Origin of the sequence: Streptomyces yerevanensis (assembly GCF_000716805.1) — a bacterium.
Lineage (GTDB): Bacteria > Actinomycetota > Actinomycetes > Streptomycetales > Streptomycetaceae > Streptomyces > Streptomyces flaveus.
Map to the genome: position 1 here is coordinate 1 of NZ_JNWJ01000082.1, position 22,301 is coordinate 22,301.

Here is a 22,301-nt window from a genome sequence, read left to right on the forward strand (position 1 = left end):
ACCGACTGGACGTCCATCGACGTGATCGACTCGGCGGCCTCCTCCACCAGTACACACACGCCGCCTGACCGGCACGGACGTAATAATCGGCACCCGCAGCTCAGTTCGGCGTGATCACAAGTGGGCCACATGCTTCTCGCTGCTGACGGCTAGGGCAGACCCACCAGCCCCCAACCGCGGCGGGCAGCCTCCGTGGTCACGTCGCCCCATTCACGCAGAAGGGCGGTGAAGTCCTCGAAGGTGTCCGGGCGGCCTGCCCAGCTCTCGCACTCGGTGGCGAACGGCTCGCGCAACTCCTCGAGGTGGGACTCCACTCGCTCCCAGGCACGGGCCTTGCCGGGTACTGCCTCAGGCGGGCACACCAGAAGGACGCACCGGAGCCCGCGGTCGGTGGCCGGCGGGAAGAACCCTCCACCGCCAGTCAGCGCAGGATCGTCGGCCGGGTCCGCATCCCAGATCAGACCGACGAGAAAGGTGTCCATCGCCTCGCGCACGGATGCGTCGACGAGAAGCCGTATGTCGGCCCATGCATCGCCCGCACGGGCATGCGGGCTATAGGCGCCGGTGGTGGTGAAGAAGTCGTACTCAGCGCACCATGCAGACCCCCGATTCGGGGGCCACAGCCAGCCGCCAGCCAGTCCGTACCTCTGGTACTCGTCGTCGAGCTCCGGTGGCCAGGTCGTGTCGTCCAGTGCTTGGACCCGGTTCTCGACGGGGATGGCGCTCAACTGCTCCCAGTCCGCCATGAACAGTGTGAGATCCAGACCCATAGCGGCAGCATAGGCAGGCCACGCGCAGCAGGCCGATGCGGGCCAGCACTCCCGCCGCAGATCAGCGGCATGCCGGGAGTGCCTCCTCATCGACGACCACACCAAACACCCGCACGACGCGTTCACCTGAGGTGTTCGCTGCCGCCAGGTCGCTCGTCCGACGCACCACGGGACTCCACGTACGGCGCGGCGGCACGTGCGACGACGGCTGACCACGCTCTATCCGCCCGGCCGTCTGTCTCCGTAGCCTGCCCAGATGCAGTGGACGCCCCTGGTGGCCGCGCTCGTCGGCGCGGTCATCGCCATGACTTCCACGGTCGTTGCAGAAGCGCGCAAGGATCGCCGAGAAACACAAGGCGAATGGAGGCGAATCAAGCACGAGCTGTACGGCGGATATCTGGCGACACTGGCCCAGGTGCGCAGCGAGCTGCAGCTGATCATCCTTGACCGCGACATGCCGGATACCGAACGTCCAGCTGCAGCACTGCGCACCTTCGCCCGCTGCTACGAGCTGCGCTACCAGCTTGAAGTTCTCGCCCCGAGCGCCGTCGTCGAGCCGGCCCTGACGTACTTCCGTGCCGTGCGCAGCCTTCGGGACGCAGCCGCGGCCGGTGCGGACAGCCAGGCGGAAGGCATGGAGGATCTCTTCGACGACGTGCTCTCCACTCTTGCTGAGGTCCGGAATGCCATGCGGAAGGACATGGGCACGGACGCTTGGGCAGCGGCGACCCGCCGTGTCGGCTGACGCACTCGCGGGCTGCGGACGATGTTCTCCAGTCTGGAACACACGTCAGCCCCACTGCTCTTACTGATCGTTTCAGAATGCCGTCCTGCGGAGACACTGGAGGCCCCATGGAACAATCCCTCTAATCACGGGCCCAGGGGGATGACACCGTATGGAACGGGTTGAGGCTGCGCGAGACCTCGTACTCGGTTACGTCCGCGCTCTGAATGCGATTGATGAGGCCATGAGGGTGGCGCTCCCCTCGCTCGAGCGGCTGGTGGACGTCGTCGGCCTGGCCCGTTCGCGCCGGATCAGCCGGAGTGATCACATCGGCACCTACTTCTACAAGGCCCATGGGGCAGGGTGCCGCTTCGTCAGCGACAACGGCACTGAGGTCGATGTGGACTTCGCAGCCGACGGGAATGAAGTCTTCGACCTCTGGCGGCTGCGCAGGTATGGACTGAGCCTGCCGGAGCCTGTTGACGTCACGGATCAGGACATGCGGTCCGCAGTGCAGTCGCTGCAACCGCTTCTGACCGAGGTGCGGCCGGGGTGGTACAGCGTAGCCAACTGATCGTTTCAGGATGAAGTTCGCAGGCGGCGGAGGCATATGAGGCTGCAGACCAGTTCGAGCAGGCCCTGGTGGAGATCGGCGCGTCGCTCGTAGCGGGTGCGGAGTCGTTTGAACTGGTGCAGCCAGGCGAAGGCGCGCTCGACCACCCAGCGCACCTTGCCCAGCCCGAAGCCGTGGGCGACGCCGCGTCGGGCGATCAGGGGTTTGATGCCGCGCTTGCGCAGCAGGCGGCGGTACTTGTCGAAGTCATAGCCCCGGTCGGCGTACAGACGCCGGGGTTTGCGCCGGGGGCGCCCCCGAGTTCGAGGCCGCCGAGTTATTCGCGCAAGGTGTGCCGCCGCCGCAGGTCGCGCGGCGGTTACGGGTCTCGCGAAAGTCCGCCTATGCCTGGCATGCCCGCTGGCGGGAGGGCGATGTGGAGTCGCTGCGGTCCAAGGGACCGTCGGGGCAGCCCTCCCGGATGAAGCCCGGCTGGCGCACGTGGCTGGCCGTCGAGTTGGAGAAACGAACCTGCTCGGAGGCTCTCCTCAACTTGCTCAACACTGCGGACGACCCCTTCTGGCCTCCGCACAACAGCAGGCGGATACCCCTGTACGGACGCTGCTCAGGCCACACGTCTTTTGCGGACTCGCGGATTGCGGTCAGGTACGGAGCTGTGTGCACCGTGAGACTGCGGTGCTGCTGTCGTGGTGGCGTGGTACAGATGGCTGCGTCCGACTTCATCTGGACACGCGTCACAAGCAGCGAGCGACGCCTCGCTCCACACACCGTGCAGGCCGAGAGGGGCGGGAGAGCGTCCTGGACCTGGCGTCGGATCTCACACGCCAAAACGCCTGCACCCGGCAGCCCCTACATCGCCCTCAGACGCCTCCATGAGGAATACGCACGCGACCTCGCCTCACGTGTCGACGTCTGCGAGGGCCGCCCACCCCTGAGGAATGAAGGCAACCGCGCCTGAGCGCGACACACGCCGGGCGACCCGGATGAAAACCTCCGCTGCCGGGGCGAGTTCGATCGGCCATGTCTGGGCCAGGGCCTGTCCGGTCAGCGGGGAGTGACACCGGACAGACCCTGGCGGATTGAGGGGGCGTTACCCCTGTGTGGGTCGCTATACCTTGAGCCAGACCGCGCGGTCCGGTTCCAGGAGTCCGTCCGTGATCGGGCCGCTGGCCAGGAGGATCGAGGTGTGGTCGGGCAGCCGGTACGCCTCGGTCGAGAGGTTGACGACGCAGGCGAAGCCAGGTTCGCGGCGGAAAGCGAGGACTCCGGCGGGGGCGTCCTGCCAGGTCAGGGTGCCGTCGCCGAGGGCGGGGTTGTCGCGGCGCAGGCGGAGGGCGGTGCGGTACAGCTCCAGCATCGAGGTCTCGTCGCCGGTCTGTGCCTCCACGCTGCGCTCGCCCCAGTTGGCGGGCTGGGGCAGCCAGGGTCCGGCATAGGCGTCCTCGGGGCTGAAGCCGAACGGCTCCGCCTGTCCGGACCAGGGGATCGGCACGCGACAGCCGTCGCGGCCGCGGTCGGTGTGTCCGGAGCGTTCCCAGATGGGGTCCTCAAGGACGGACTCGGGCAGGTCCTCGACCTCGGGCAGGCCGAGTTCGTCGCCCTGGTAGATGTAGGCGCCGCCGGGCAGGGCGAGCATGAGGAGGGCTGCGGCGCGGGCGCGGCGGGTGCCGAGTTCGAGGTCGACGGGGCCCTGGGGCTGGTAGCGCTCGTTGGGTACCCAGCGGGCTACGGTCTTGCGGGCGTAGCGGCTGGTGTGGCGCATGACGTCGTGGTTGGACAGCACCCAGGTGGCCGGTGCGCCGACGCCGCTGAGCATGGCGAGGGAGTCGTCGATGACCGTGCGGAGGTCCTTGGCGTCCCAGGTGGCCATGAGGAAGTCGAAGTTGAACGCGGTGTGCAGGCCGCTGGGGCGGACGTAGGCGGCGAGGCGTTCGGGGGTGTCGGCCCAGGCTTCGGCGACGAAGGCCCGGTCGCCGGGGAACTCGTCGGCGACCTTGCGCCAGGCGCGGTAGATGTCGTGGACCTCGTCGCGGTCCCAGTGCGGGTGCACGACCTGTTCCCGTGTCAGGTCGGGCAGTTCGGGGTCCTTGGTGAGCCCGTGGGCGACGTCGATACGGAAGCCGTCGACGCCCCGGTCGAACCAGAACCGCAGGATGGACTCGAACTCGGCGTGGACGTCGGGGTGCTGCCAGTTGAGGTCGGGCTGTTCGGGGGCGAACAGGTGCAGGTACCACTCGCCATCGGGAATGCGGGTCCAGGCGGGGCCGCCGAATTCGGAGATCCAGTTGTTGGGCGGTTGGGTGCCGTCGGGGCCGCGGCCGGGCCGGAAGATGTAGCGGTCGCGTTCCGGGCTGCCGGGGCCGGCGGCCAGTGCCTCCTGGAACCAGGCGTGCTCGTCGGAGGTGTGGTTCGGGACGATGTCCGGGATGACGCGGATCCCGTACTCGTGGGCTTCCTCGATGAGCTGCTCCGCGTCGGCGATGGTGCCGAACAGCGGGTCGATGGCGCGGAAGTCGGCCACGTCGTAGCCGCCATCCGCCATCGGGGACTTGTACCAGGGGTTGATCCAGATGGCGTCGACGCCGAGCGACTTCAGGTACGGGAGGCGGGAGCGCAGGCCAGCGATGTCGCCGACGCCGTCGCCGTCGCCGTCGGCGAAGCTGCGGATGTAGACCTGGTAGATGACGGCGCTGCGCCACCAAGGCGAGGGCGTGGTGGAGGACATGGTGCTGAAGGTCCTTTGTGAGAGGGGAAGGCGCCCTGCCGGAGCCGGAGCCTGGGTGGCGGCGCCCGCGTGCTCCGGCGGCGCGTGGTGTGCGTTCTGTGCTTACTTCAGGCCGGTGGTGGCGATACCGGCGACGAAGTGGCGCTGGAAGAGCAGGAAGACGATGGTCACGGGGAGCAGGACGATGACGGCGCCGGCGAGCAGGATGCCGAAGCGGGTGAAGTCCTGTGCGCCGCTGGCCAGGGCGAGGCCGACGGGAAGGGTGTACTGGCTCTCGTTCTGGGCCACGACCAGGGGCCACAGGAAGTTGTTCCAGGAGCCGAGGAAGGTGATGATCGCGAGGGTGGCGAGGGCCGGTCTGGTCAGCGGGAGGATGATCTTCCAGAAGATGGCTATTTCCCGGCAGCCGTCGATGCGGGCGGCGTCGATGAGTTCGTCGGGCAGGGTGGAGATGAACTGCCGCATCAGGAACACCCCGAAGGGGGTGGCCAGGAAGGGCAGGATCAGTCCGAGCAGGGAGCCGGTCAGGCCCAGGTTGGCCACCAGGACGTACAGCGGGACGAAGGTGACCAGGCCCGGCACCATGAGGGTGGCGATGACCAGGGTGAACACGGCGCGCTTGCCGCGGAACTCCAGTTTGGCGAGGGCGTATCCGAGCATCGAGCAGAAGAGCAGGTTTCCGGCGGTGACGGCCAGGGCCACGATGACGGAGTTGGCGAACATGCTCGTGAAGTCGAGGTTGCTGAACAGTTCGCGGTAGTTCGCCAGGGTGGGGCTGGTGGGGATCAGGACGGGTGGGACCTTGCGGATGTCCGCCTCGGGCTTGAACGCGCCGGACAGCATCCACAGGAACGGCGCGACCATGAGCAGCAGGAGGCCGGTGAGCGGCAGGTAGAGCCATGGGTGGCCCCATTCCTGCCGGATGCGCCGGCGGCGCAGTGCTGGTTCGGCGCTTGCCGCCGGGGCGGGGGAGGTGAGGGTGCTCATGGCGGTTCAGTCCTTGTCTCGCAGCACGCGGAACTGCAGCACGGTCAGAGCGATGATCAGGACGAAGACGACGTAGCCGGCGGCTGAGGCGACGTCGTAGTTGCCGTTGCCGAACTGGCGGTAGCTGTACATCGTGGCGGACAGGGTGGAGTCCAGCGGGCCGCCTTTGGTCATGACGAACGGTTCGTCGAAGAACTGCAGGTATCCGATGCCGGTGGTGACGGCGGTGAGCAGCAGGGCGGGGCGCAGGAGCGGGAAGGTGACGCGCCAGAACCGCTGCCAGGCTCCGGCGCCGTCGAGTTCGGCGGCCTCCATCAGGGGCTGGGGTACGGACTGAAGTCCGGCCAGCATGATGATCATGACGGTGCCGAGGTTGCGCCATACCGCCATGAGGATCATGACGGGCAGGGCGGTACGGGTGTCGGCCAGCCAGGCGGGTCCGTCGATCCCGAACCAGGCCAGGGCGGTGTTGACCAGGCCGGTACGTGGTTCGAGGAGGGTCTTCCACACCACGGCGACGGCCACGATGCTGGTGATCACCGGCAGGTAAAAGCCGACCCGGAAGACGGCGCGGAAGCGGTGGATGCCGTTGTTGAGGAGGACAGCTGCGGCGAGGCCGGCGGCCAGGGTGAGGGGGAGGCCGACCACGACGAAGACGGCGGTGTTGCGCAGGGCGTGCAGGAACTGCTCGTCCTGGAAGAGCCGTACGTAGTTGTCGAAGCCGGTGAACGAGACGTTCAGCGGGGTGCGCAGGTCGGCGCTCTGGGTGTCGGTCAGGCTCATCAGCAGCGACCAGACGACCGGCAGCAGCATGAAGGCGAGGAACAGGGCCAGGAACGGGGCGGCTAGGATCCACGCGGCGCGGGCCTGGCGGCCGTGCGTGCTGCGGCCGAGCCCGGGGATGCGGCGGCGGGCTTTGGGATCGGGGCTGGTGGCGCCGCCCTCGTGGGTGTCCTGCCCGGCAAGGGTGCTCGTAGGCATGGTTGTCATCCGTCCGTGCGAGGGATGCGGCGGCGGATCAGCGGCCGGTGCCGATGCTGGTGGCCTTGGACTGCAGCGCCTTCTGCACCTGGGCGGCGGTGGTCTTGCCGAAGGAGAGCTTCTCCAGTTCGGAGTCGATGGCGTCGGCGACCTGCTGCCAGGTGGTGATCGACGGCGGCGCCTTGGTGACCTTCAGCTGGGTCTCGAAGGCGGCCATCTTGGGGTCCTGGCCCAGCTTGCCCTCGGACCAGGACTTGACGGCGGCGGGCAGCTCGCCGGTGGCCTCCGCGTACGAGGCCAGGTTCTTGGGGTCGGTGAGGAACTGGACGAACTTCCAGGCCGCGTCCGGGTTGTCGGCCTCCTTGAAGACCGCCAGGTCGCTGCCGGCGGCCAGGCCGGCGGCCTGCGTGCCCTGCGGTAGCGGCATGGTCTGCCACTTGCTGTCCAGCTCAGGCGCGTTGAGGTGGAGGTTGCCTCCGGTGCTGGCGCCCTGCTGCAGGGTGCCGAGCAGTCCGTCCTGGAAGTTCTGGTTGAGGTCGGTCTTGTCGGTCGGCGCCATGCCGTCCTTGAAGATGCCGCCGTAGTACTCCAGGGCCTTGGCCACCGCGGGAGAGTCGAATGTGAACTTCTTGGTCTCGGCGTCGTAGATGTCACCGCCCTGCTGCCACACCAACGGCAGCCAGAACAGCCAGGAGTTGAAGCCCGTGAGCAGCCCGGTGGCGTTGCGCATCTTGGGATTCTGCTGGCCCGCGGTGGCCTGGATGGCCTTGAGGTCCTTCAGGTAGCCGGCCCAGTCGTCGGCCGGGGCTCCCTTGATGCCGGCCTTCTCGGTGAGGTCGGTCCGGTAGTAGATCACGGAGGTGTCGGCGGTGAAGGGGACACCGTAGGCGGTGTCCTTGTAGGTGGTGGTGCCCCACTGGCCGGGGAAGAACGCGGACGCCTTGAACGAGGCGGGGGTGGCCTGGAAGCCGTTCATCGCGGCCATCTCGGCCATCCAGGTGGTGCCGACGAGCGACAGGTCCGGGGTGTTGCCGCCGGCGATCGCGGTGGTCAGCTTCTCGTGCGCCCCGTCCCACGGCACGGCGTTGATCTGGACCTGCACGTCCGGGTTCTGCTGCTCGAACTCCTTGGCCAGGTTCTTCAGGGCCTTGTTCGGGGGCTGGTCGGGGTCGCCCATGGACCACATGACCAGCTTGCCCGTGGCCTTCCCGCTGCTGACCTTCGCAGGAGCGTCCTTGCCGGGCCCGGAGTCTTCGGACCGGCCGCAACCGGTGGCCAGCAAGGCCGCCGTGACAGTGACGCCCACGACTTGCACGGCTCTCGTGGTGTATCGGGAGGGGGTAAACATCGTGCGGCTCCTTCGCGGTTGAGCTGATTCACGAAAACTGGCGGGGGGTGGCAGGCCCACCCGCCGGGGTGAGGCGGTCGCCGTCGGCGCTCACCTCGACAGTCAGACGCAGATCCCGGCTGGAGCGTCCGGCGTGGAGCCGGTAGCGGCCGGGCGGGGTGTGCCAGGCGTGCCTGGCGGTGTCCCAGATCTGGAAGGCGCGGGCGGGCACGTGCACCTGGGCGGTGGCCCGTGCGCCGGCCGCGGCCCGGACGGTGGCGAAGCCCGCGAGCAGGCGTACGGGCCGCTCGAGACCGTCCTGGGGAGGCTCCAGGTAGACCTGGACGACCTCCTGGCCCTCCCGTGGGCCGGTGTTGGTCACCTCCACGGTCAGCTGGAGTCCGTCTCCGCCTGCGGGGCAGGTCAGGGCTGCGGCGGAGACGGACGATTCGGGGAAGGTGACGGACTCGTAGTCCCATTGGGTCCAGCCCAGGCCGTGCCCGAACGGGAAGGCGGGGTCAAGGCCGCGGCGGTCCCAGGAGCGGTGGCCGACGTGGACGCCCTCGTCGTAGGCGACGATCCCGTCCCGGGGAAGGGCGTGGGGCACCGGGACGTCCTCGGCGCGGGCGGGCAGCGTCCACGGCAGACGGCCGGACGGCTCGGTGCGGCCGAACAGGACATCGGCCAGCGCGTGACCGGCCTCTTGGCCGGGCAGCCAGGCCCACAGCAGGACCGGTGCCTCCTGCGCCCAGGGCAGCAGTACCGGGGCGCCCGCGTTGACGACCACGATCGTGCGCGGGTTGGCGGCCAGCACCTTGCGCACCAGCTCGTCCTGAGGGGCCGACAGGTCCAGCCCGGTGCGGTCCCAGCCCTCGGACTCGAACTCCTCGTTGGTGCCCACCACGACCACGGCCACATCGGCCGCCTGAGCCGCGGCGGCGGCCTCGGCGATCTCCTCGTACGGCGTCGGCCCGGGCGCGGCGTGACGCAGCTGGGCGGTGACGAAGCGGCCGTAGCCGCCGACCTCGATCACGCCCAGGTCGACCCGGACGGACAGCCGGCGCGGCTCGGGGCCCACCTCCACGTCGATGCCCCGCAGCGGAGGATGGTGGTGGGTGGAGTCGAGGATGTGGTCGACCCCACGGTCGTCGTTGCCGGACAGGACCTCCTCGCCGTCGACCGTGACGGTGAAACGCCCGGTGCACCCGAACTCCAGCCGGTGTACTCCCGGTTCGGACAGCGTCAGCACGGTGTGCAGGACGACACGGCGCGTGGCCGCACAGAAATCTTCGTACGACGTCCAGTCACCGCTCGCCCGGACCGTGCTGCGCAGGATCGTTCCGTCGGCGCCGACATGATCCGCCCGTACCCCCGGCGTGCCGAAGCCGTCGCCCTCGCCGGGGAGGGCGAGCATCGTGTCCGCGACGATGGGCGGGCGGCGGCGGGAGGCCCCGCCCCGGTGCACCGTCAGCCGCACCTCTGGCGGCAGCGCGGCACGCAGCCCCTCCTCGAAGGAGACCGTGCGCACCGCGGGCACGAACGCGCTGCCGCCGCCCTGGAGATAGGGCGCCACCGCGTTCGGGCCGATCAACGCGACGCTGCCGATGCCGTCCGCCGCCAGGGGCAGCAGCTGGGGCGCGTCGCGCAGTACCACGGTGCCGCGGGCGGCGACCTCCCGCAGCAGCGCGAACTCCTCCGGCGCGGCCGAGGCAGGCACACGGGAACCGGACGGCTGGGCGGGCATGTCATCGGCGCGCGCCCCCTGCTCGCCGAGTCGGCCTGTGTTGCGGGCCAGGCGCAGCAGCCTGAGCACCTTGTCGTCGATGAGCTCCTGCGGCACCTGGCCCGCGCGGACCGCGGAAACCAGGGCCTCGCCCCACGGGCCGTCCGGCCCGGGCATCACCAAGTCCAGGCCGCCGACCGCCGAGGCCGCAGTGGAGTTGGTCGCGGCCCAGTCGCTGATCACGGGCCCGTCGAAGCCCCACTCGCCCTTCAGTACCTCGCGCAGCAGGCGGATGTGCTCGGTCATCGGCGCCGACTCCACCCCGTCGTCGACCCCCGAGTACGCGGCCATCACACTCCACGGCCCGGCCTCGGCGAGGACCTGCTCGAACGGGGCCAGATACACCTCGCGCAGCGTGCGTTCATCCAGCCGGGAGCGGTAGCGGGTGCGGTCGGTCTCCGAATCGTTGGCCACGAAATGCTTCAGACAGGCGCCCACACCCCGGTCCTGCAGACCGCGGACCACGGCGGCAGCCAGAACGCCCGTGAGCAGGGGATCCTCCGAGAAGTACTCGAAATGCCGTCCTGCGACCGGAGTGCGCTGCAGGTTCACCTCCGGCGCCAACAGCACGTCCACACCCTTGCGGCGTGCCTCCCCCGCGAACAGAGCGCCCAGCCGCTCCGCGAGCGCCTTGTCCCAGGTCGCTCCCAGCGCACTGGGTGCCGGAGCCAGCAGCCCGGTGGCCGCGGGGTCGTCTCCGGTCCCCCGCACACCCTGCGGACCGTCGGACGTCGTCACCGGCAGCAGCCCCAGCCGGGGCTCGGCAGGCAGCCGCCACACGGTCTCACCCGTCAGCAACCGGACCTTTGAGGGAAGGTCCAGAGCGGCGATGCGACGGCGAAGCTCGGCGTCGACGGGCCAGGGAACACAGGACATGAAGATCCTTCCAGGCCCCTCCCCACCGCACGCGGGCATGCCAAACCCGCCCATGTGCGATGAAGAGGAAGACCGAGAAATGTCGGCGGAACAATCAAGAAGACAGGCGCGGTGCGGCACTCAGCGGCAGCACACCGCGCACCGTCTCCACTGCGAGGCACCCGTGCCTCGCACATCTGTAGGAATTCGGATCAGCTCGGAGCCGGCTGGTCGACGGTCGTCCCCCGGACCACGAGAGAAGTGGCGAGGGAGCACGAGGCGGCGGCCCGCGGCGAGCCGCGCACATGCTCCAGCAGCATGCGCACCGCCGACTCCCCCATCTCCCGCATCGGCTGACGGATCGTGGTCAGCGCCGGGTAGGTATAGGACGCCAGTTCGACATCATCGAAGCCGACCACGGCGACATCCCGCGGAATCTCCAGCCCGGCCTCTCGCAGCCCGACCACGACCCCGGCCGCGGAGGCGTCGTTGTGCGCGAAGACCGCATCGAATCCCACGCCGTCCGCGAGCGCCCGCTGCACCGCGGCCCGGCCGCCCTCGAACAGGAACCCGCCGCTGGAGATGCCACGCTCGTCGAGTGTGACCCCGGCTTCGGTGAAGGCGTCGACGAAGCCGGCCAGCCGTTCCTGCGTGCAGCCGTAGCCCTCCGGCCCGGTCACGATCAGCGGACGGCGGCGCCCGATCTCCAGCAGGTGGCGTGCCGCCTGCTCGCCCCCCTCCCGGTTCATGGTTTCCACATAGGGGAAACCCGGCCGGTGACCGCGGTCGTCGATCAGCACCACCGGCAACCCCGACGCGTGCAGCTCCGCGATGTATCCGAGGGTTCCCTCAGGCTCGATCACCAGCAGCCCGTCGAAGGACTTGGCCGCGACCTGCACACCCAGCCGGCGCAGTGACTCCTCACCACGGTTGCCGGTCAGCAGCCGCATACCGAAGCCCTCACGCTCCAGCGTGTCGACCACCGCCTGCACGACCGTCCCGGTCCACGGCCAGCTCATCTCCGGAACCAGCATGCCGATCACCTGGGTACTGCCGCGCGCCAGCCCGACCGCCCCGGCACTCGGCACGTAGCCGAGCTCCGAGATCGCCTTGCGGACCCTCACGACCGTGGTCTCGGTGATCTCGCCCTTGCCGTTCAGCACCCGCGAGACCGTCGTCTTACTGACGCCGGCCCGTGTGGCCACGTCAGCGATGGTGATTGCCACGCCACCTCCCCTCCCTCCGTACAGCAGCGGAAGATGCTCCCCCGCACCGAAGGAACCGATCGTACAGAGATTCTTAGAACCGATCCCGGAAGCGATCCCGGAACCGGTTTCGGAACCGGTTCTGGAAGTGAAGCACCCAGAGGCGCAGCCGGTCAATACACCGGGACCAACTCGGTCACAGGGTCTTTTCCGGCCTTCGTGGTCTCCCTGCCCGAACACCATGGGAAAGCCAGAGGCGTTCGGCGCCCTGCCCCGCACCGCTGACCAGGCGACATAACCGGGCGGGGAGGCGAGCGTCGAAGGCCGTCGACGCGGTCAGCAGGCTGGCTGCCAGTGAGGTGGCGGCGTCTGGGAATCCGACCTTGACCAGGCCGTATACCGCGATCGCCGTGTCGTGCGGCCAAATCGAGCCGACGTGGTAGCCGCAGGGGTTGAAGCCCGCCGCGTCGCTGCTCAGGGTGCGCAGGCCGTGGCCTACGTCGAGGTCGGGCCCGGCGATGCGGGCCGCAAGCAGTGCGCTCTGCTCGGCGTTGAGCAGCCCGGTGCTGAGGAGGTGGCCGAAACCGGAGGTGACCGACTCGACCGGCTTGCCGTCGCCGTCGAGCGCGACGGCCGGGTAGGGGCCGCGTTCGTCTGTCACCCAGAAGCGGTCGCGGAAGCGGTCCGCGAGCCGCTCGGCCCATGCCTCCCACTCGTCGACCCCCGGTCGGCCGAACGCGCGCAGCAGTGCCGCTCCGCCGAGGGCGGCCTCGTAGGCGTAGGCCTGGACTTCGCATAGTGCGATCGGCGCCGCGAGGTGTCCGTCGCGGTGGCGGATGGCGTCGTCGGAGTCCTTCCAGCCCTGGTTGGCCAGACCCCGGCCGGTGTGGTCGACGTACGTGAGAAAGCCGTTGCTGAATGGGCCAGGGCCTGTCCGGCCAGCGGGGAGCGACACCGGTCAGGCCCTGGCGGATTGAGGTGGGCTGTTACGCCTCGTGCGGGCCGCTACATCTTGAGCCAGGCCGCCTGATCGGGTGCCAGCAGTCCGTCCGTGATCGGGCCGCTGGCCAGGAGGATCGAGGTGTGGTCGGGCAGCCGGTATGCCTCGGTCGAGAGGTTGACGATGCAGGCGAAGCCGGGTTCGCGGCGGAAGGCGAGGACTCCTGCGGGGGCCTCGAGCCAGGTCATGGTGCCGTCGCCGAGGGCCGGGTTGTCGCGACGCAGGCGCAAGGCGGTGCGGTACAGCTCCAGCATCGAGGTCTCATCCCCGGTCTGTGCCTGCACACTGCGCTCGCTCCAGTTCGCGGGCTGTGGCAGCCAGGGTTCGCTGGAGGCATCTGTCGGGCTGAAACCGAACGGAGCCACCTGCCCCGACCAGGGGAGGGGGACGCGGCAGCCGTCGCGGCCTCGGTCTGTGGGGCCGGAGCGTTTCCAGATGGGGTCCTGGAGGACGGACTCGGGCAGGTCCTCGACTTCGGGCAGGCCGAGTTCGTCGCCCTGGTAGATGTAGGCGCCGCCGGGCAGGGCGAGCATCAGCAGGGCGGCGGCCCGGGCACGGCGGACGCCCAGGTCCAGGTCGACGGGGCCCTGGGGTTGGTAGCGCTCGTTGGGCATCCACCGTGCGACGGTTTTGCGGGCGTAGCGGCTGGTGTGGCGCATGACGTCGTGGTTGGACAGCACCCAGGTAGCCGGTGCGCCCACCTCCCGGAGCATGGCGAGGGACTCGTCGATGACCGCGCGGAGGTCCTTGGCGTCCCAGCTGGCCATCAAAAAGTCGAAGTTGAACGCGGTGTGCAGGCCGCCGGGGCGGACGTAGGCGGCGAGGCGTTCGGGGGTGTCGGCCCAGGTGTCGGACCAGGCTTCGGCGACGAAGGCCCGGTCGCCGTCGAACTCGTCGGCGACCTGGCGCCAGGCGCGATAGATGTCGTGGACCTCATCGCGGTCCCAGTGCGGGTGTGCAACGTACTCCCGGGCCTTCTCGCCCGCCGGCTCGGGCCGCAGGTCGGGCAGTTCGGGGTCCTTGGCGAGCCCGTGGGCCACGTCGATGCGGAAGCCGTCGACGCCGCGGCTGAACCAGAACCGCAGGATGGACTCGAATTCGGCGTGGACGTCGGGGTGCTGCCAGTTGAGGTCGGGCTGTTCGGGGGCGTACAGGTGGAGGTACCACTCGCCGTCGGGCAGCCGGGTCCAGGCGGGGCCGCCGAAACAGGAGACCCAGTTGTTGGGCGGTTGGGTGCCGTCGGGTCCTCGGCCGGGCCGGAAGACGTACCGCTCGCGTTCCGGGCTGCCGGGGCCGGCGGCCAAGGCCGCCTGGAACCAGGCGTACTGGTCGGAGGTGTGGTTCGGGACGATGTCGGGGATGACGCGGATCCCGCACTCGTGGGCTTCCTCGATGAACTGCTCCGCGTCGGCGATGGTGCCGAACAGCGGGTCGATGGCGCGGAAGTCGGCCACGTCGTAGCCGCCGTCCGCCATCGGGGACTTGTACCAGGGAGTGATCCACAGGGCGTCCACGCCGAGCGACTTGAGGTACGGGAGCCGGGAGCGCAGGCCGGCGATGTCGCCGACTCCGTCGCCGTTCCCGTCGGCGAAGCTGCGGATGTAGACCTGGTAGATGACGGCGGAGCGCCACCAGGGCGAGGTCGAGGGCATGGTGCTGAAAGGTCCTTTGAGAAGGGGGCTGTGGGGGAACCGGCCGCAAAGAGGGACGGCTACTTGGCCGCGCCCGCGGTGAGTCCGGCGACGATGCGGCGCTGGAAGAGGAGCACCATGATCACCAAGGGGATGGTGACCAGGACGCCCGCTGCCATCTGACTGCCGAAGGGGACGTCGAACTGGGTGGCGCCGGCGAACTTGGAGATGGCGACCGGCGCGGTCTGGATGCTGGGCCGGTTGGTCATCGACAGGGCGATGAGGAACTCGTTCCAGGCGGCGATGAAGGTGATGATCGCGGTGGTGAAGATGCCCGGTGCGGCGAGCGGGATGATGATCTTGCGGAATGCCTGGCCGCGGGTGCAGCCGTCGATCATGGCGGCCTGTTCCAGCTCGTCCGGCATCTGCCGGAAGAACGTGGTCAGGTTCCACACCGCCAGCGGCAGGGCGAAGGACATGCTCGGCACGATCATCGCCTGGTAGGTGTTGATCCAGCCGATGTCGGTGAACAGCTTCAGCAGCGGGACCACGATCGACACCACCGGGAACATCGAGGTGGCGATGATCAGGGTGAGGATCAGCCGCTTGAAGCGGAACTCCAGCCGGGCCATGGCGTAGGCGGTGAACGTGGCCAGCAGCAGCGCCAGGACGGTGGTGATGCCGGAGACGATCAGGCTGTTGAGCAGGGCGCGGCCGAAGCCCTGGGAGGGGTCGAACACCGCCCGGTAGTTGTCGAACGACACCGGGGAGGGCAGCAGTGTGGTGTCGAAGATGTCCGAGGTACGGCGCAGGCTGGAGACCAGCATCCAGTAGAAGGGGGCCAGGCAGTAGGCCACGACCAGGGCAACTCCCGCGTACACCAGCCAGGTTCGCCATTTCGCCGTGCTGGTCATGGTCGTCTTGGTGGTCGTGTTCGCCGTGGTGGTCATGCCGACACCTCCGCACCGTCGGGCGCCGGGGCGCGCCGGAGCCTGCCTCTGCGCTTGGACTTGCGTGCGGTGCCGCCGCCGTCTCCGACGACGTCCGCGCCCAGCAGTCGTACGAATCCCAGGGCGATGAGGAAGACGTAGAGGAAGAGGACCACCGCGTAGGCGGCGGCCGGTCCGAAGCGGACGTTGGACGCCTCGTTCTGCGCGAGCATGGACAGGGTTTCCACCGAGTTCTTCTGGGCGCCGACGAGGAGGTAGGGCAGGTCGAACATCCGCAGCGCGTCCAGGCAGCGGAAGAGGACCGCCACCAGCAGGGCGGGCTTCACCAGTGGCAGGGTGATGTGCCAGAACTGGCGCACGGGGCTCGCCCCGTCCATGCGGGCCGCCTCGTAGACCTCCTTGCCGATCACCTGCAGGCCGGCCAGGACCAGCAGCCCGATGAAGGGGGCGGTCTTCCACACCTCGGCGATGATGACCGCGACCTTGGCGTGGAAGCCCTCGGTGGTCCACAGGACCTGGTGGCCGATCAGCGCGTTGGCGATGCCGTCGCTGTTGAAGATCCACCGCCACAGCAGGCCGGAGATGGCCGTGGGCACGGCCCAGGGGATGAGGATGCTGGCCCGCACCAGCGCGCGGCCCTGGAACGCCTTGTGCATGATCAGCGCCATGGCGACACCGATCACCGTCTCCAGTCCCACCGTGACGACGGTGAAGAAGGTGGTGTTCCAGAAGGCGTTCCAGAACCGGTCTCCGGCCTCGCCGAAGATGTCGGCGTAGTTCTGCAGTCCGACGAACGGCTCGGTGTCGCTGATGAAGCCGGTCTCCGGGTCCAGCCCCTTGACCCCGTACAGCGATTCCCGCAGCGCCATGATCGTCGGGTAGAGCACGACGACGGTCAGCACCAGCAGGGTCGGGGACACCAGCAGGGCCGCCATCCGGCCGGAACCCGCCGTCGCCCGTTTCTGCCCGCCCCGGGAACGCACCGGCGCGGCGGGCCGTCCGGCGCGGCGGTCTGCCGCACCGGACGGTCGTACCGCGGCCGTGTCGGGTGGGGTCTTGGCGTCCACCACGGCCCTCCTCCTCACTTCGTCGCGAGCTTCTGCAGCTCGGACTGCAGGTCCTTCAGCGCCTGCGCGCTGGACTTGTCACCGTTCAGGGCCGCGTACGCCTCCTGCTGGATCGCGGAGGTCGCGTCGCCGTACTGGACCACCTGGGGGCGGGGCACTGCGTTGAGGATCGACTCCTTCAGCGCGGCGAGGTACGGGTACTGCTTGACCATCGCCTGGTCGCCATAGAGGGCGTCGTACGGCGGTGCCATGGAAGCGTCCTTGAGGAACGTGCTCGCGCTGTCCTCGCTGGTGAAGAACTTCATGAAGTCCAGCGCCGTGGCCTTGTTCTTGGCGAAGGAGGACAGGGCCACGTTGTGGCCGCCCAGGGTGGAGGAGCCGGCCCCGTTCAGGCCGGGCAGCGGCGCGACCGCGAACTTGCCCGCGATCTTGCTCTTCTCGGCCTGGGCGTATACGTACGGCCAGTTGCGCAGGAAGACCAGCTTGCCGGACTGGAACGCCTGGCGGCCTTCCTCTTCCTGGTAGGTGATGGCCTCCTTGGGAATGGTGCCGTCCTTGAAGGAGTCGACGAGGAAGTCCAGGCCCTTCTTGGCCTCGGGGGTGTCGACGTTCGGCTTGCCGTTGGCGTCGGTGATGACACCGCCGGCGGAGTTCACGGCCTCGGCGAAGTTGACGGTGAGGCCCTCGTACTTCTGGAACTGGCCGGCGTAGCAGTCCATGCCCTTGGCCTCGGGCAGCTTCTCGACCTTGGCGCAGGCGGCCTGCATCTGCGCCCAGGTGGTCGGCGGGGCGCTGACGTCGGCCTTCTTCAGCAGGTCGGAGCGGTAGTACAGCACGCCGCCGTCGGAGTGATGCGGGACCGCGTACAGGTTGTCGCGGTACTTGCCCGTCTCCACCACCGGCTTGAGCATTTCGTCCAGCGGGAACTGGGCGGCGGGCAGCTGGTCGATCCACTGGTGGGCGGCGAACTCCGAGGTCCACACCGCGTCCAGCCAGAGCACTGTGTAGGCGTCGGACTTGGTCTCGGCGTTCTGGATCATCTGCTGGCGTTGCTGGTTCACGTCCGCCGGCAGCTGTATGAACGTGACCTTCTCCTTGGGGTGTTCCTTGTTCCAGCTGTCGATCACCTTCTGGACGACGCCGGAGCTGTCCTTGGCGGCCGCGAACGTGATGGGGCCGCGGCCCGAGAACGACGGGGACTTCTCCGAGGAGCTGTTGTCGTCGGAGGAGCCGCAGGCGGTGAGGACGAGCCCGGCGGCGACGAGCACGGCCGAGCACTGAAGGACTCTGGTGGTTCTGGCGTTCACTGTCTCTCCTGGACGTGCGGAACCGAAGTCTCGGCGTGGTCGCCCGGTAGGGAGCAGCTGCCGAGATGCCTCTGGGATGACTCTGTTGCGAGACTGTGCTGTCATCGCGTTCTGTAGATCAAAAGCGCAGTTCAAAGCCACGAAGGATGACTTCACGGCGACGGCTTCGACTCCGCTGAGACAACGCTTGCACCGTAGGAGTGCACTTACTGGAAGTCAATGCGTAACGTCGCAGTAGCGCGGATGCTTTACGCAACCCACGCCCTCTCTGTGCTGGGTGTAACAGACATCTCTTCCTCGAAAGCCGTTGAGACAGCGCTGTCACGAGGGGTCCCGCTGGAGGCTCAAACTGTGTTAACTTCCGCTCATGTCACCAGCTCAGCGGCACCCCACGTTGGCCGACGTCGCCGAACGGGCGGGGGTCTCCCCGTCCACCGTCTCGCGCACCCTGCGCGGGCTGACATCGGTCTCACCGCAGGTCCGTACCCGGGTCGAGGAAGCCGCCCGTGAGCTGAACTTCGCGATCTCGCGGCAGGCGTCGAGCCTGGTCACCGGCAGGACCGGCGTCATGGCGGTGCTCGTGCCCACGCTCGACTCGTGGTTCATGGGGGCGGCGCTGTCCAGCCTGGGCCCGCTGCTGCGCGGCGCGGGCATGGAGATGACCGTCTACGTGGTGCCCGACCTGGCCGAGCGGGCCGAGTTCTTCGAGCGGCTCCCTGCCCGGCGCAACGCGGACGCGCTGCTGGTGTTCTGCTTCGACCTCAACAAGGAGGAGACCGCCCGGCTGGACGATCTCGGCGTGCCGGTCATCTACATCAGTCAGCACGTCGAGGGCCGCCCCAGCGTCTACGTCGACGACGTCGCCGCCGCCTGCAGGGCCACCCGCCACCTGATCAACCTCGGACACCGCCGGATCGCCTTCGCGCACACCGTCAACGCCCGCGGCTTCAGCTTCAGTTCACGCGATCGCCTCCTGGGCTACCAGCAGGCGCTCACCGAGGCGGACATCCCCCTGGACGACGACCTGGTCGTCACCACGCCGCCCCGCGACAAGCGCGGCACCACCCAGGCGGTCGGCAATCTGCTGAGCCTGCGCGAACCGCCCACAGCGATCTTCGCCGAGCAGGACGAACTCGCCGCCTCCCTCATCCTGAGCCTGCGCACCGTCCAGATCGAGGTGCCCGAACGGATCTCCGTCCTCGGCTTCGACGACCAGCTGATGGCCGAGTGGCTCGACCTGTCCACCGTGGCCCAGTCCCCCTCCGACATGGGCCGCGCCGCAGCCGAACTGGCCCTGGAACTCATCAACGACTCCGACCCGGACCTCAGCCGGCACATCGTCCTGCCCACACACCTGATCCCACGAGGAACCACGGCCCCGCCGCCCGCCCCTCAGGGCGAACGGGAGGGCAACAATCCTGCTGAAGGCCGAAACGCCTGAGCTTCGCAGTCGGCCCGAGGAACTCAAGGCGGCTTCGATCCGGCGAGGCGTGGGCGCGGCCCTGTCGTACGATCCGGGTGAGCCACGGTGCGACACCACTTCGGAGATCGTGAGGACGGAGCTCAGATCCAGGTGTCGAACCACATTCGGGTGTGCCAGCTGGGATACGGAATCGTCAGGCCCGTGTAGATCGGGAAGAAATAGATGAAGTTCCAGGTGATGAGGAGCACCAGCGTGCCCGCAGCCACCGCGCCCCGTGTGCGGCGTTTGTCATTCATGCCCGGCGGACCCAGGAGCGCGCCCAGCATCATCGTCACGGCCAGGCACAGGTACGGCACGAAGACGACGGCGTAGAAGGAGAAGATCGTTCGGTCCTGGTACAGGAACCAGGGGAGATAGCCGGCACCCACCGCACACAGGATGGCGCCCGCGCGCCAGTCGCGGCGCAGCGCCCACCGGAAGAGCAGATACACCAGTGCGCAGCATGCCGACCACCACAGCAGCGGCGTGCCCAGGGCGAGGATCGTCTGAGAGCAGTCGGCTGCCGTGTGGCAGCCGTCCTTGCCGGGTTTCGGCGACTGGTAGTGGAACAGCACCGGGCGGCCGAGGACCAGCCAGCTCCATGGGTTGGACTCGTACTTGTGCGGGGTGTGCAGCCCTACGTTGAACTGGTAGACGCCGTACTCGTAGTGCCACAGGCTGCGGAGCGGGGCTGGGATCCACGACCAGGTGCCGTCGCGGCCGTCCGCCCAGTGCCGCCCGTAGCCGTCGTCGGACCGGAACCAGCCGGTCCACGTCGCCAGATACGTCACCAGGGCGACCGGCATCAGGGAGAGCACCGACCAGCCGAGGTCCTTGCGCAGCACCGCCCGGTACGGGTGGCGTGCCCCCGCGATACGGCGGGCGGCGACGTCCCACAGCAGGGTCAGGATGAGGAAGAAGGCCAGGAAATACAGGCCGTTCCACTTCGTGGAGGCCGCCAGTCCCAGGAAGAATCCGGCCGCGAGCCGCCAGGGACGCGCTCCCGTCCCGGCGCGGTCGCCGGTGTCCCGGTCCGGGCGTACGTGACCGTCCTCAGCCACCGGCAAGGCTGCCGCGAGCCGGACCCGCGCGCTGTCCCGGTCGAGGAGCAGGCAGCCGAACGCGGCCAGGACGAAGAACATGACGACGAGGTCGAGCAGGGCGGTGCGGCTCATCACGTAGTGCAGGCCGTCCACCGCCAAGAGCGCGCCGGCCAGGCAGCCCAGTACCGTCGAACGGAACAGGCGGCGGCCTATGCGGCACAGCATCAGCACCGACAGCGTGCCCAGGACCGCCGTCATGAAGCGCCAGCCGAACGGGTTGAGGCCGAACATCCACTCGCCAACGGCGATCACCCACTTGCCCGTCGGCGGGTGCGCGATGAAGGACCCGGTGTCGGAGAGCGTGATCACCTGGGGGTCGGCCAGGATCTGCGGGTCGGCGATCTTGCGGTCCGGCCAGGTGCCCTCGTAGCCGAACCGCAGTAAGGACCAGGCGTCCTTGGCGTAGTAGGTCTCGTCGAAGACGAAGTCGTGCGGGCGGCCCAGACGCCAAAAGCGCGGCAGCCCGGCAAGAAGCGCCACCAGCAGCGGCCCGCCCCATCCCGACCAGCGCGCCAGCCGGCCCGCCGCTACCGGGGACAGCCCGAGCGTGCGCCACAGCCGTGACCCGGGCTCGGGAAACGGCACCACCAGGCGGTCGCGCACGGACGTACACGGCCGCTCGACGTACCCGAAGCGGCGCAGCCGCCGCTCCCAGGAGGTCGGCCGGCAATCCGCCGCCTTTTGCGGCACGTCGACAGACGCGGGCGCGTTCTCACGGAGCACGTGGTGAGCCTTCAATTCGCCGAGAGCAGGACCAGCGGGGATCAGCTGCCCGGTGTTCGGTGGTGGTCACGTGTCGGCATCGGGACCGGCTCGGAGGTTGAGGGGCGGTACGGCATCGGCGCCGGCCTGGTAGTTGACGTGCAGGTCGGCATCGGCACCTCCTTGGCCGTGGAGGCTGAGCGGGCGATCGAGGGCATCGGCACCGGCCCGGTGGCTGACGTGCAGGTCAACGTCGGCACCTCCTTGGCGGTGGAGGCGGGGCGGGCCGTCGACGGCACCGAGCCGGACTCGGCCGAGGCGGCGGGGCGGGGCTGAGGGCCGGCAGGCCCGCCCTGGGCGAAGGAGCTCGGCAGGGCCATCAGTCCGACGCCAAGTCCGGCAAGGGTCAGTACGGATCCGGTGGCCATCCAGGCCGTCCGGGTCCGCCGTCGGGCGCGAACGCCGGCTTGCAGCCGGTGTCGGTGCCGCTCCTCGTAGGGCGTGTCCTCCTGGCTGTCACGCATCATCCGTGCCAGCTCCTGCTCGAAGTGATCCATGGCTCCCTTCTTCACTCCACCGGCTCGACTGCCTCAGCCAGAAGCTGCCGCAACCGGGCGACGCCGCGTGCCGTCAGCGAACGGGCGGTACCCACCGGGCACCCCAGCACCTCGGCGACGTCCCGCTCGGGCAGGTCCTGGTAGTAGCGCAGCACCACCGCGGCCCGCTGCCGCGCCGACAGCAACGCCAGCACGGCCTCCAACCGGGTCCGTTCATCCACGGCGGCGGTCTCATCCCCCACCCCGGGCGGGTCGGGCAACTGGTCCACGGGGTGCTCGCCCCACCAGCGACGCCGTGCCGAGCGAGCCGCGGCACGGGCCAGAACCCTGCGCACGTATGCCTCGGGCGCCTGCTCGGCCACCTTCGGCCAGGCAAACCACAGCTTGACCAGCGCCTCCTGCAGCAGATCCTCGGCCCGGTGCCGGTCTCCGCCGGTGAGCAGCCGCGCCAGGTGAAGCAACGCCGACCACCGAGCCGCCACGAACCGGTCGAACTCATCGGCCCGCAACTGCCCCATCAGCGTCGCCCCTTACCCCCGCACGCCCCTACACCTTCAATAAAGGCACTGGCCCCTGCCCCGCTATGCACCC

General features: G+C 69.0%; 18 protein-coding genes and 2 pseudogenes. 5 read left to right on the forward strand and 15 right to left on the reverse strand.

Annotated elements, in window-relative coordinates; all coding sequences use genetic code 11:
- Positions 1-149: 149 nt before the first annotated feature.
- On the reverse strand, positions 150-770 hold the full coding sequence (locus tag OP79_RS43800; protein WP_033328737.1) for a hypothetical protein: 621 nt from the start codon (positions 768-770) through the stop codon (positions 150-152).
- Between the two features lie 256 nt (positions 771-1,026).
- Here OP79_RS43800 and OP79_RS43805 point away from each other — a divergent pair, with 256 nt between their 5' ends.
- Positions 1,027-1,515 (forward strand): hypothetical protein, encoded by a 489-nt coding sequence (locus OP79_RS43805; protein ID WP_157857479.1) that lies wholly within the window; start codon positions 1,027-1,029, stop codon positions 1,513-1,515.
- Between the two features lie 151 nt (positions 1,516-1,666).
- Positions 1,667-2,068 (forward strand): DUF6896 domain-containing protein, encoded by a 402-nt coding sequence (locus tag OP79_RS43810; RefSeq protein WP_033328739.1) that lies wholly within the window; start codon positions 1,667-1,669, stop codon positions 2,066-2,068.
- A gap of 5 nt (positions 2,069-2,073) precedes the next feature.
- On the opposite strand, the pseudogene OP79_RS52950 reads toward OP79_RS43810, so the two are convergent.
- Positions 2,074-2,367: pseudogene (locus OP79_RS52950) on the reverse strand (transposase); the annotation flags it as partial.
- Positions 2,368-2,369: 2 nt separating this feature from the next.
- Between OP79_RS52950 and OP79_RS58750 the strand changes: the two are divergent.
- A pseudogene (locus tag OP79_RS58750) lies at positions 2,370-2,573 on the forward strand (helix-turn-helix domain-containing protein); the annotation flags it as partial.
- Positions 2,574-3,176: 603 nt separating this feature from the next.
- Here the strand turns inward: OP79_RS58750 and OP79_RS43820 are convergent.
- The 11 genes from OP79_RS43820 to OP79_RS43870 all read right to left on the reverse strand — a co-directional run bounded on the left by OP79_RS43820 (position 3,177) and on the right by OP79_RS43870 (position 17,886).
- Complete coding sequence (locus OP79_RS43820) at positions 3,177-4,793, reverse strand: glycoside hydrolase family 13 protein (RefSeq protein WP_033328741.1); 1,617 nt, start codon at positions 4,791-4,793, stop codon at positions 3,177-3,179.
- Positions 4,794-4,895: 102 nt separating this feature from the next.
- Positions 4,896-5,780, reverse strand: a complete 885-nt coding sequence (locus OP79_RS43825; RefSeq protein ID WP_033328742.1) for a carbohydrate ABC transporter permease — start codon at positions 5,778-5,780, stop codon at positions 4,896-4,898.
- 6 nt (positions 5,781-5,786) lie between these two features.
- Positions 5,787-6,770: a carbohydrate ABC transporter permease gene (locus OP79_RS43830; protein ID WP_033328743.1), complete on the reverse strand. Its 984-nt coding sequence runs from the start codon at positions 6,768-6,770 to the stop codon at positions 5,787-5,789.
- A gap of 28 nt (positions 6,771-6,798) precedes the next feature.
- On the reverse strand, positions 6,799-8,109 hold the full coding sequence (locus OP79_RS43835; RefSeq protein WP_033328744.1) for an extracellular solute-binding protein: 1,311 nt from the start codon (positions 8,107-8,109) through the stop codon (positions 6,799-6,801).
- Positions 8,110-8,137: 28 nt separating this feature from the next.
- Positions 8,138-10,747: a beta-glucosidase family protein gene (locus OP79_RS43840; protein WP_051745551.1), complete on the reverse strand. Its 2,610-nt coding sequence runs from the start codon at positions 10,745-10,747 to the stop codon at positions 8,138-8,140.
- A gap of 191 nt (positions 10,748-10,938) precedes the next feature.
- Positions 10,939-11,952 (reverse strand): LacI family DNA-binding transcriptional regulator, encoded by a 1,014-nt coding sequence (locus tag OP79_RS43845; RefSeq protein WP_033328745.1) that lies wholly within the window; start codon positions 11,950-11,952, stop codon positions 10,939-10,941.
- A gap of 175 nt (positions 11,953-12,127) precedes the next feature.
- Positions 12,128-12,886, reverse strand: a complete 759-nt coding sequence (locus OP79_RS43850; protein ID WP_033328746.1) for an amylo-alpha-1,6-glucosidase — start codon at positions 12,884-12,886, stop codon at positions 12,128-12,130.
- Positions 12,887-12,936: 50 nt separating this feature from the next.
- Positions 12,937-14,583, reverse strand: coding sequence for a glycoside hydrolase family 13 protein (locus OP79_RS43855; protein ID WP_033328747.1), 1,647 nt, complete (start codon positions 14,581-14,583; stop codon positions 12,937-12,939).
- A gap of 59 nt (positions 14,584-14,642) precedes the next feature.
- On the reverse strand, positions 14,643-15,512 hold the full coding sequence (locus tag OP79_RS43860; protein WP_281194229.1) for a carbohydrate ABC transporter permease: 870 nt from the start codon (positions 15,510-15,512) through the stop codon (positions 14,643-14,645).
- Complete coding sequence (locus tag OP79_RS43865; protein WP_051745554.1) at positions 15,509-16,582, reverse strand: carbohydrate ABC transporter permease; 1,074 nt, start codon at positions 16,580-16,582, stop codon at positions 15,509-15,511. The genes OP79_RS43860 and OP79_RS43865 overlap by 4 nt, the downstream gene beginning before the upstream one ends.
- An 11-nt stretch (positions 16,583-16,593) precedes the next feature.
- Positions 16,594-17,886, reverse strand: a complete 1,293-nt coding sequence (locus tag OP79_RS43870; protein WP_033328748.1) for an ABC transporter substrate-binding protein — start codon at positions 17,884-17,886, stop codon at positions 16,594-16,596.
- A 367-nt stretch (positions 17,887-18,253) separates the two neighbouring features.
- Between OP79_RS43870 and OP79_RS43875 the strand changes: the two genes are divergently transcribed.
- Entirely contained in the window at positions 18,254-19,327 is a 1,074-nt protein-coding gene (locus OP79_RS43875) for a LacI family DNA-binding transcriptional regulator (protein WP_342669589.1), read from the forward strand.
- A gap of 122 nt (positions 19,328-19,449) precedes the next feature.
- Here OP79_RS43875 and OP79_RS43880 read toward each other — a convergent pair whose 3' ends face one another.
- Positions 19,450-21,174 (reverse strand): dolichyl-phosphate-mannose--protein mannosyltransferase, encoded by a 1,725-nt coding sequence (locus OP79_RS43880; RefSeq protein WP_211270988.1) that lies wholly within the window; start codon positions 21,172-21,174, stop codon positions 19,450-19,452.
- Positions 21,175-21,177: 3 nt separating this feature from the next.
- Between OP79_RS43880 and OP79_RS43885 the strand changes: the two genes are divergently transcribed.
- Positions 21,178-21,489: a hypothetical protein gene (locus tag OP79_RS43885; protein ID WP_157857480.1), complete on the forward strand. Its 312-nt coding sequence runs from the start codon at positions 21,178-21,180 to the stop codon at positions 21,487-21,489.
- Positions 21,490-21,721: 232 nt separating this feature from the next.
- Here OP79_RS43885 and OP79_RS43890 read toward each other — a convergent pair whose 3' ends face one another.
- Positions 21,722-22,228: a SigE family RNA polymerase sigma factor gene (locus OP79_RS43890; protein WP_033328750.1), complete on the reverse strand. Its 507-nt coding sequence runs from the start codon at positions 22,226-22,228 to the stop codon at positions 21,722-21,724.
- Positions 22,229-22,301: the final 73 nt, after the last annotated feature.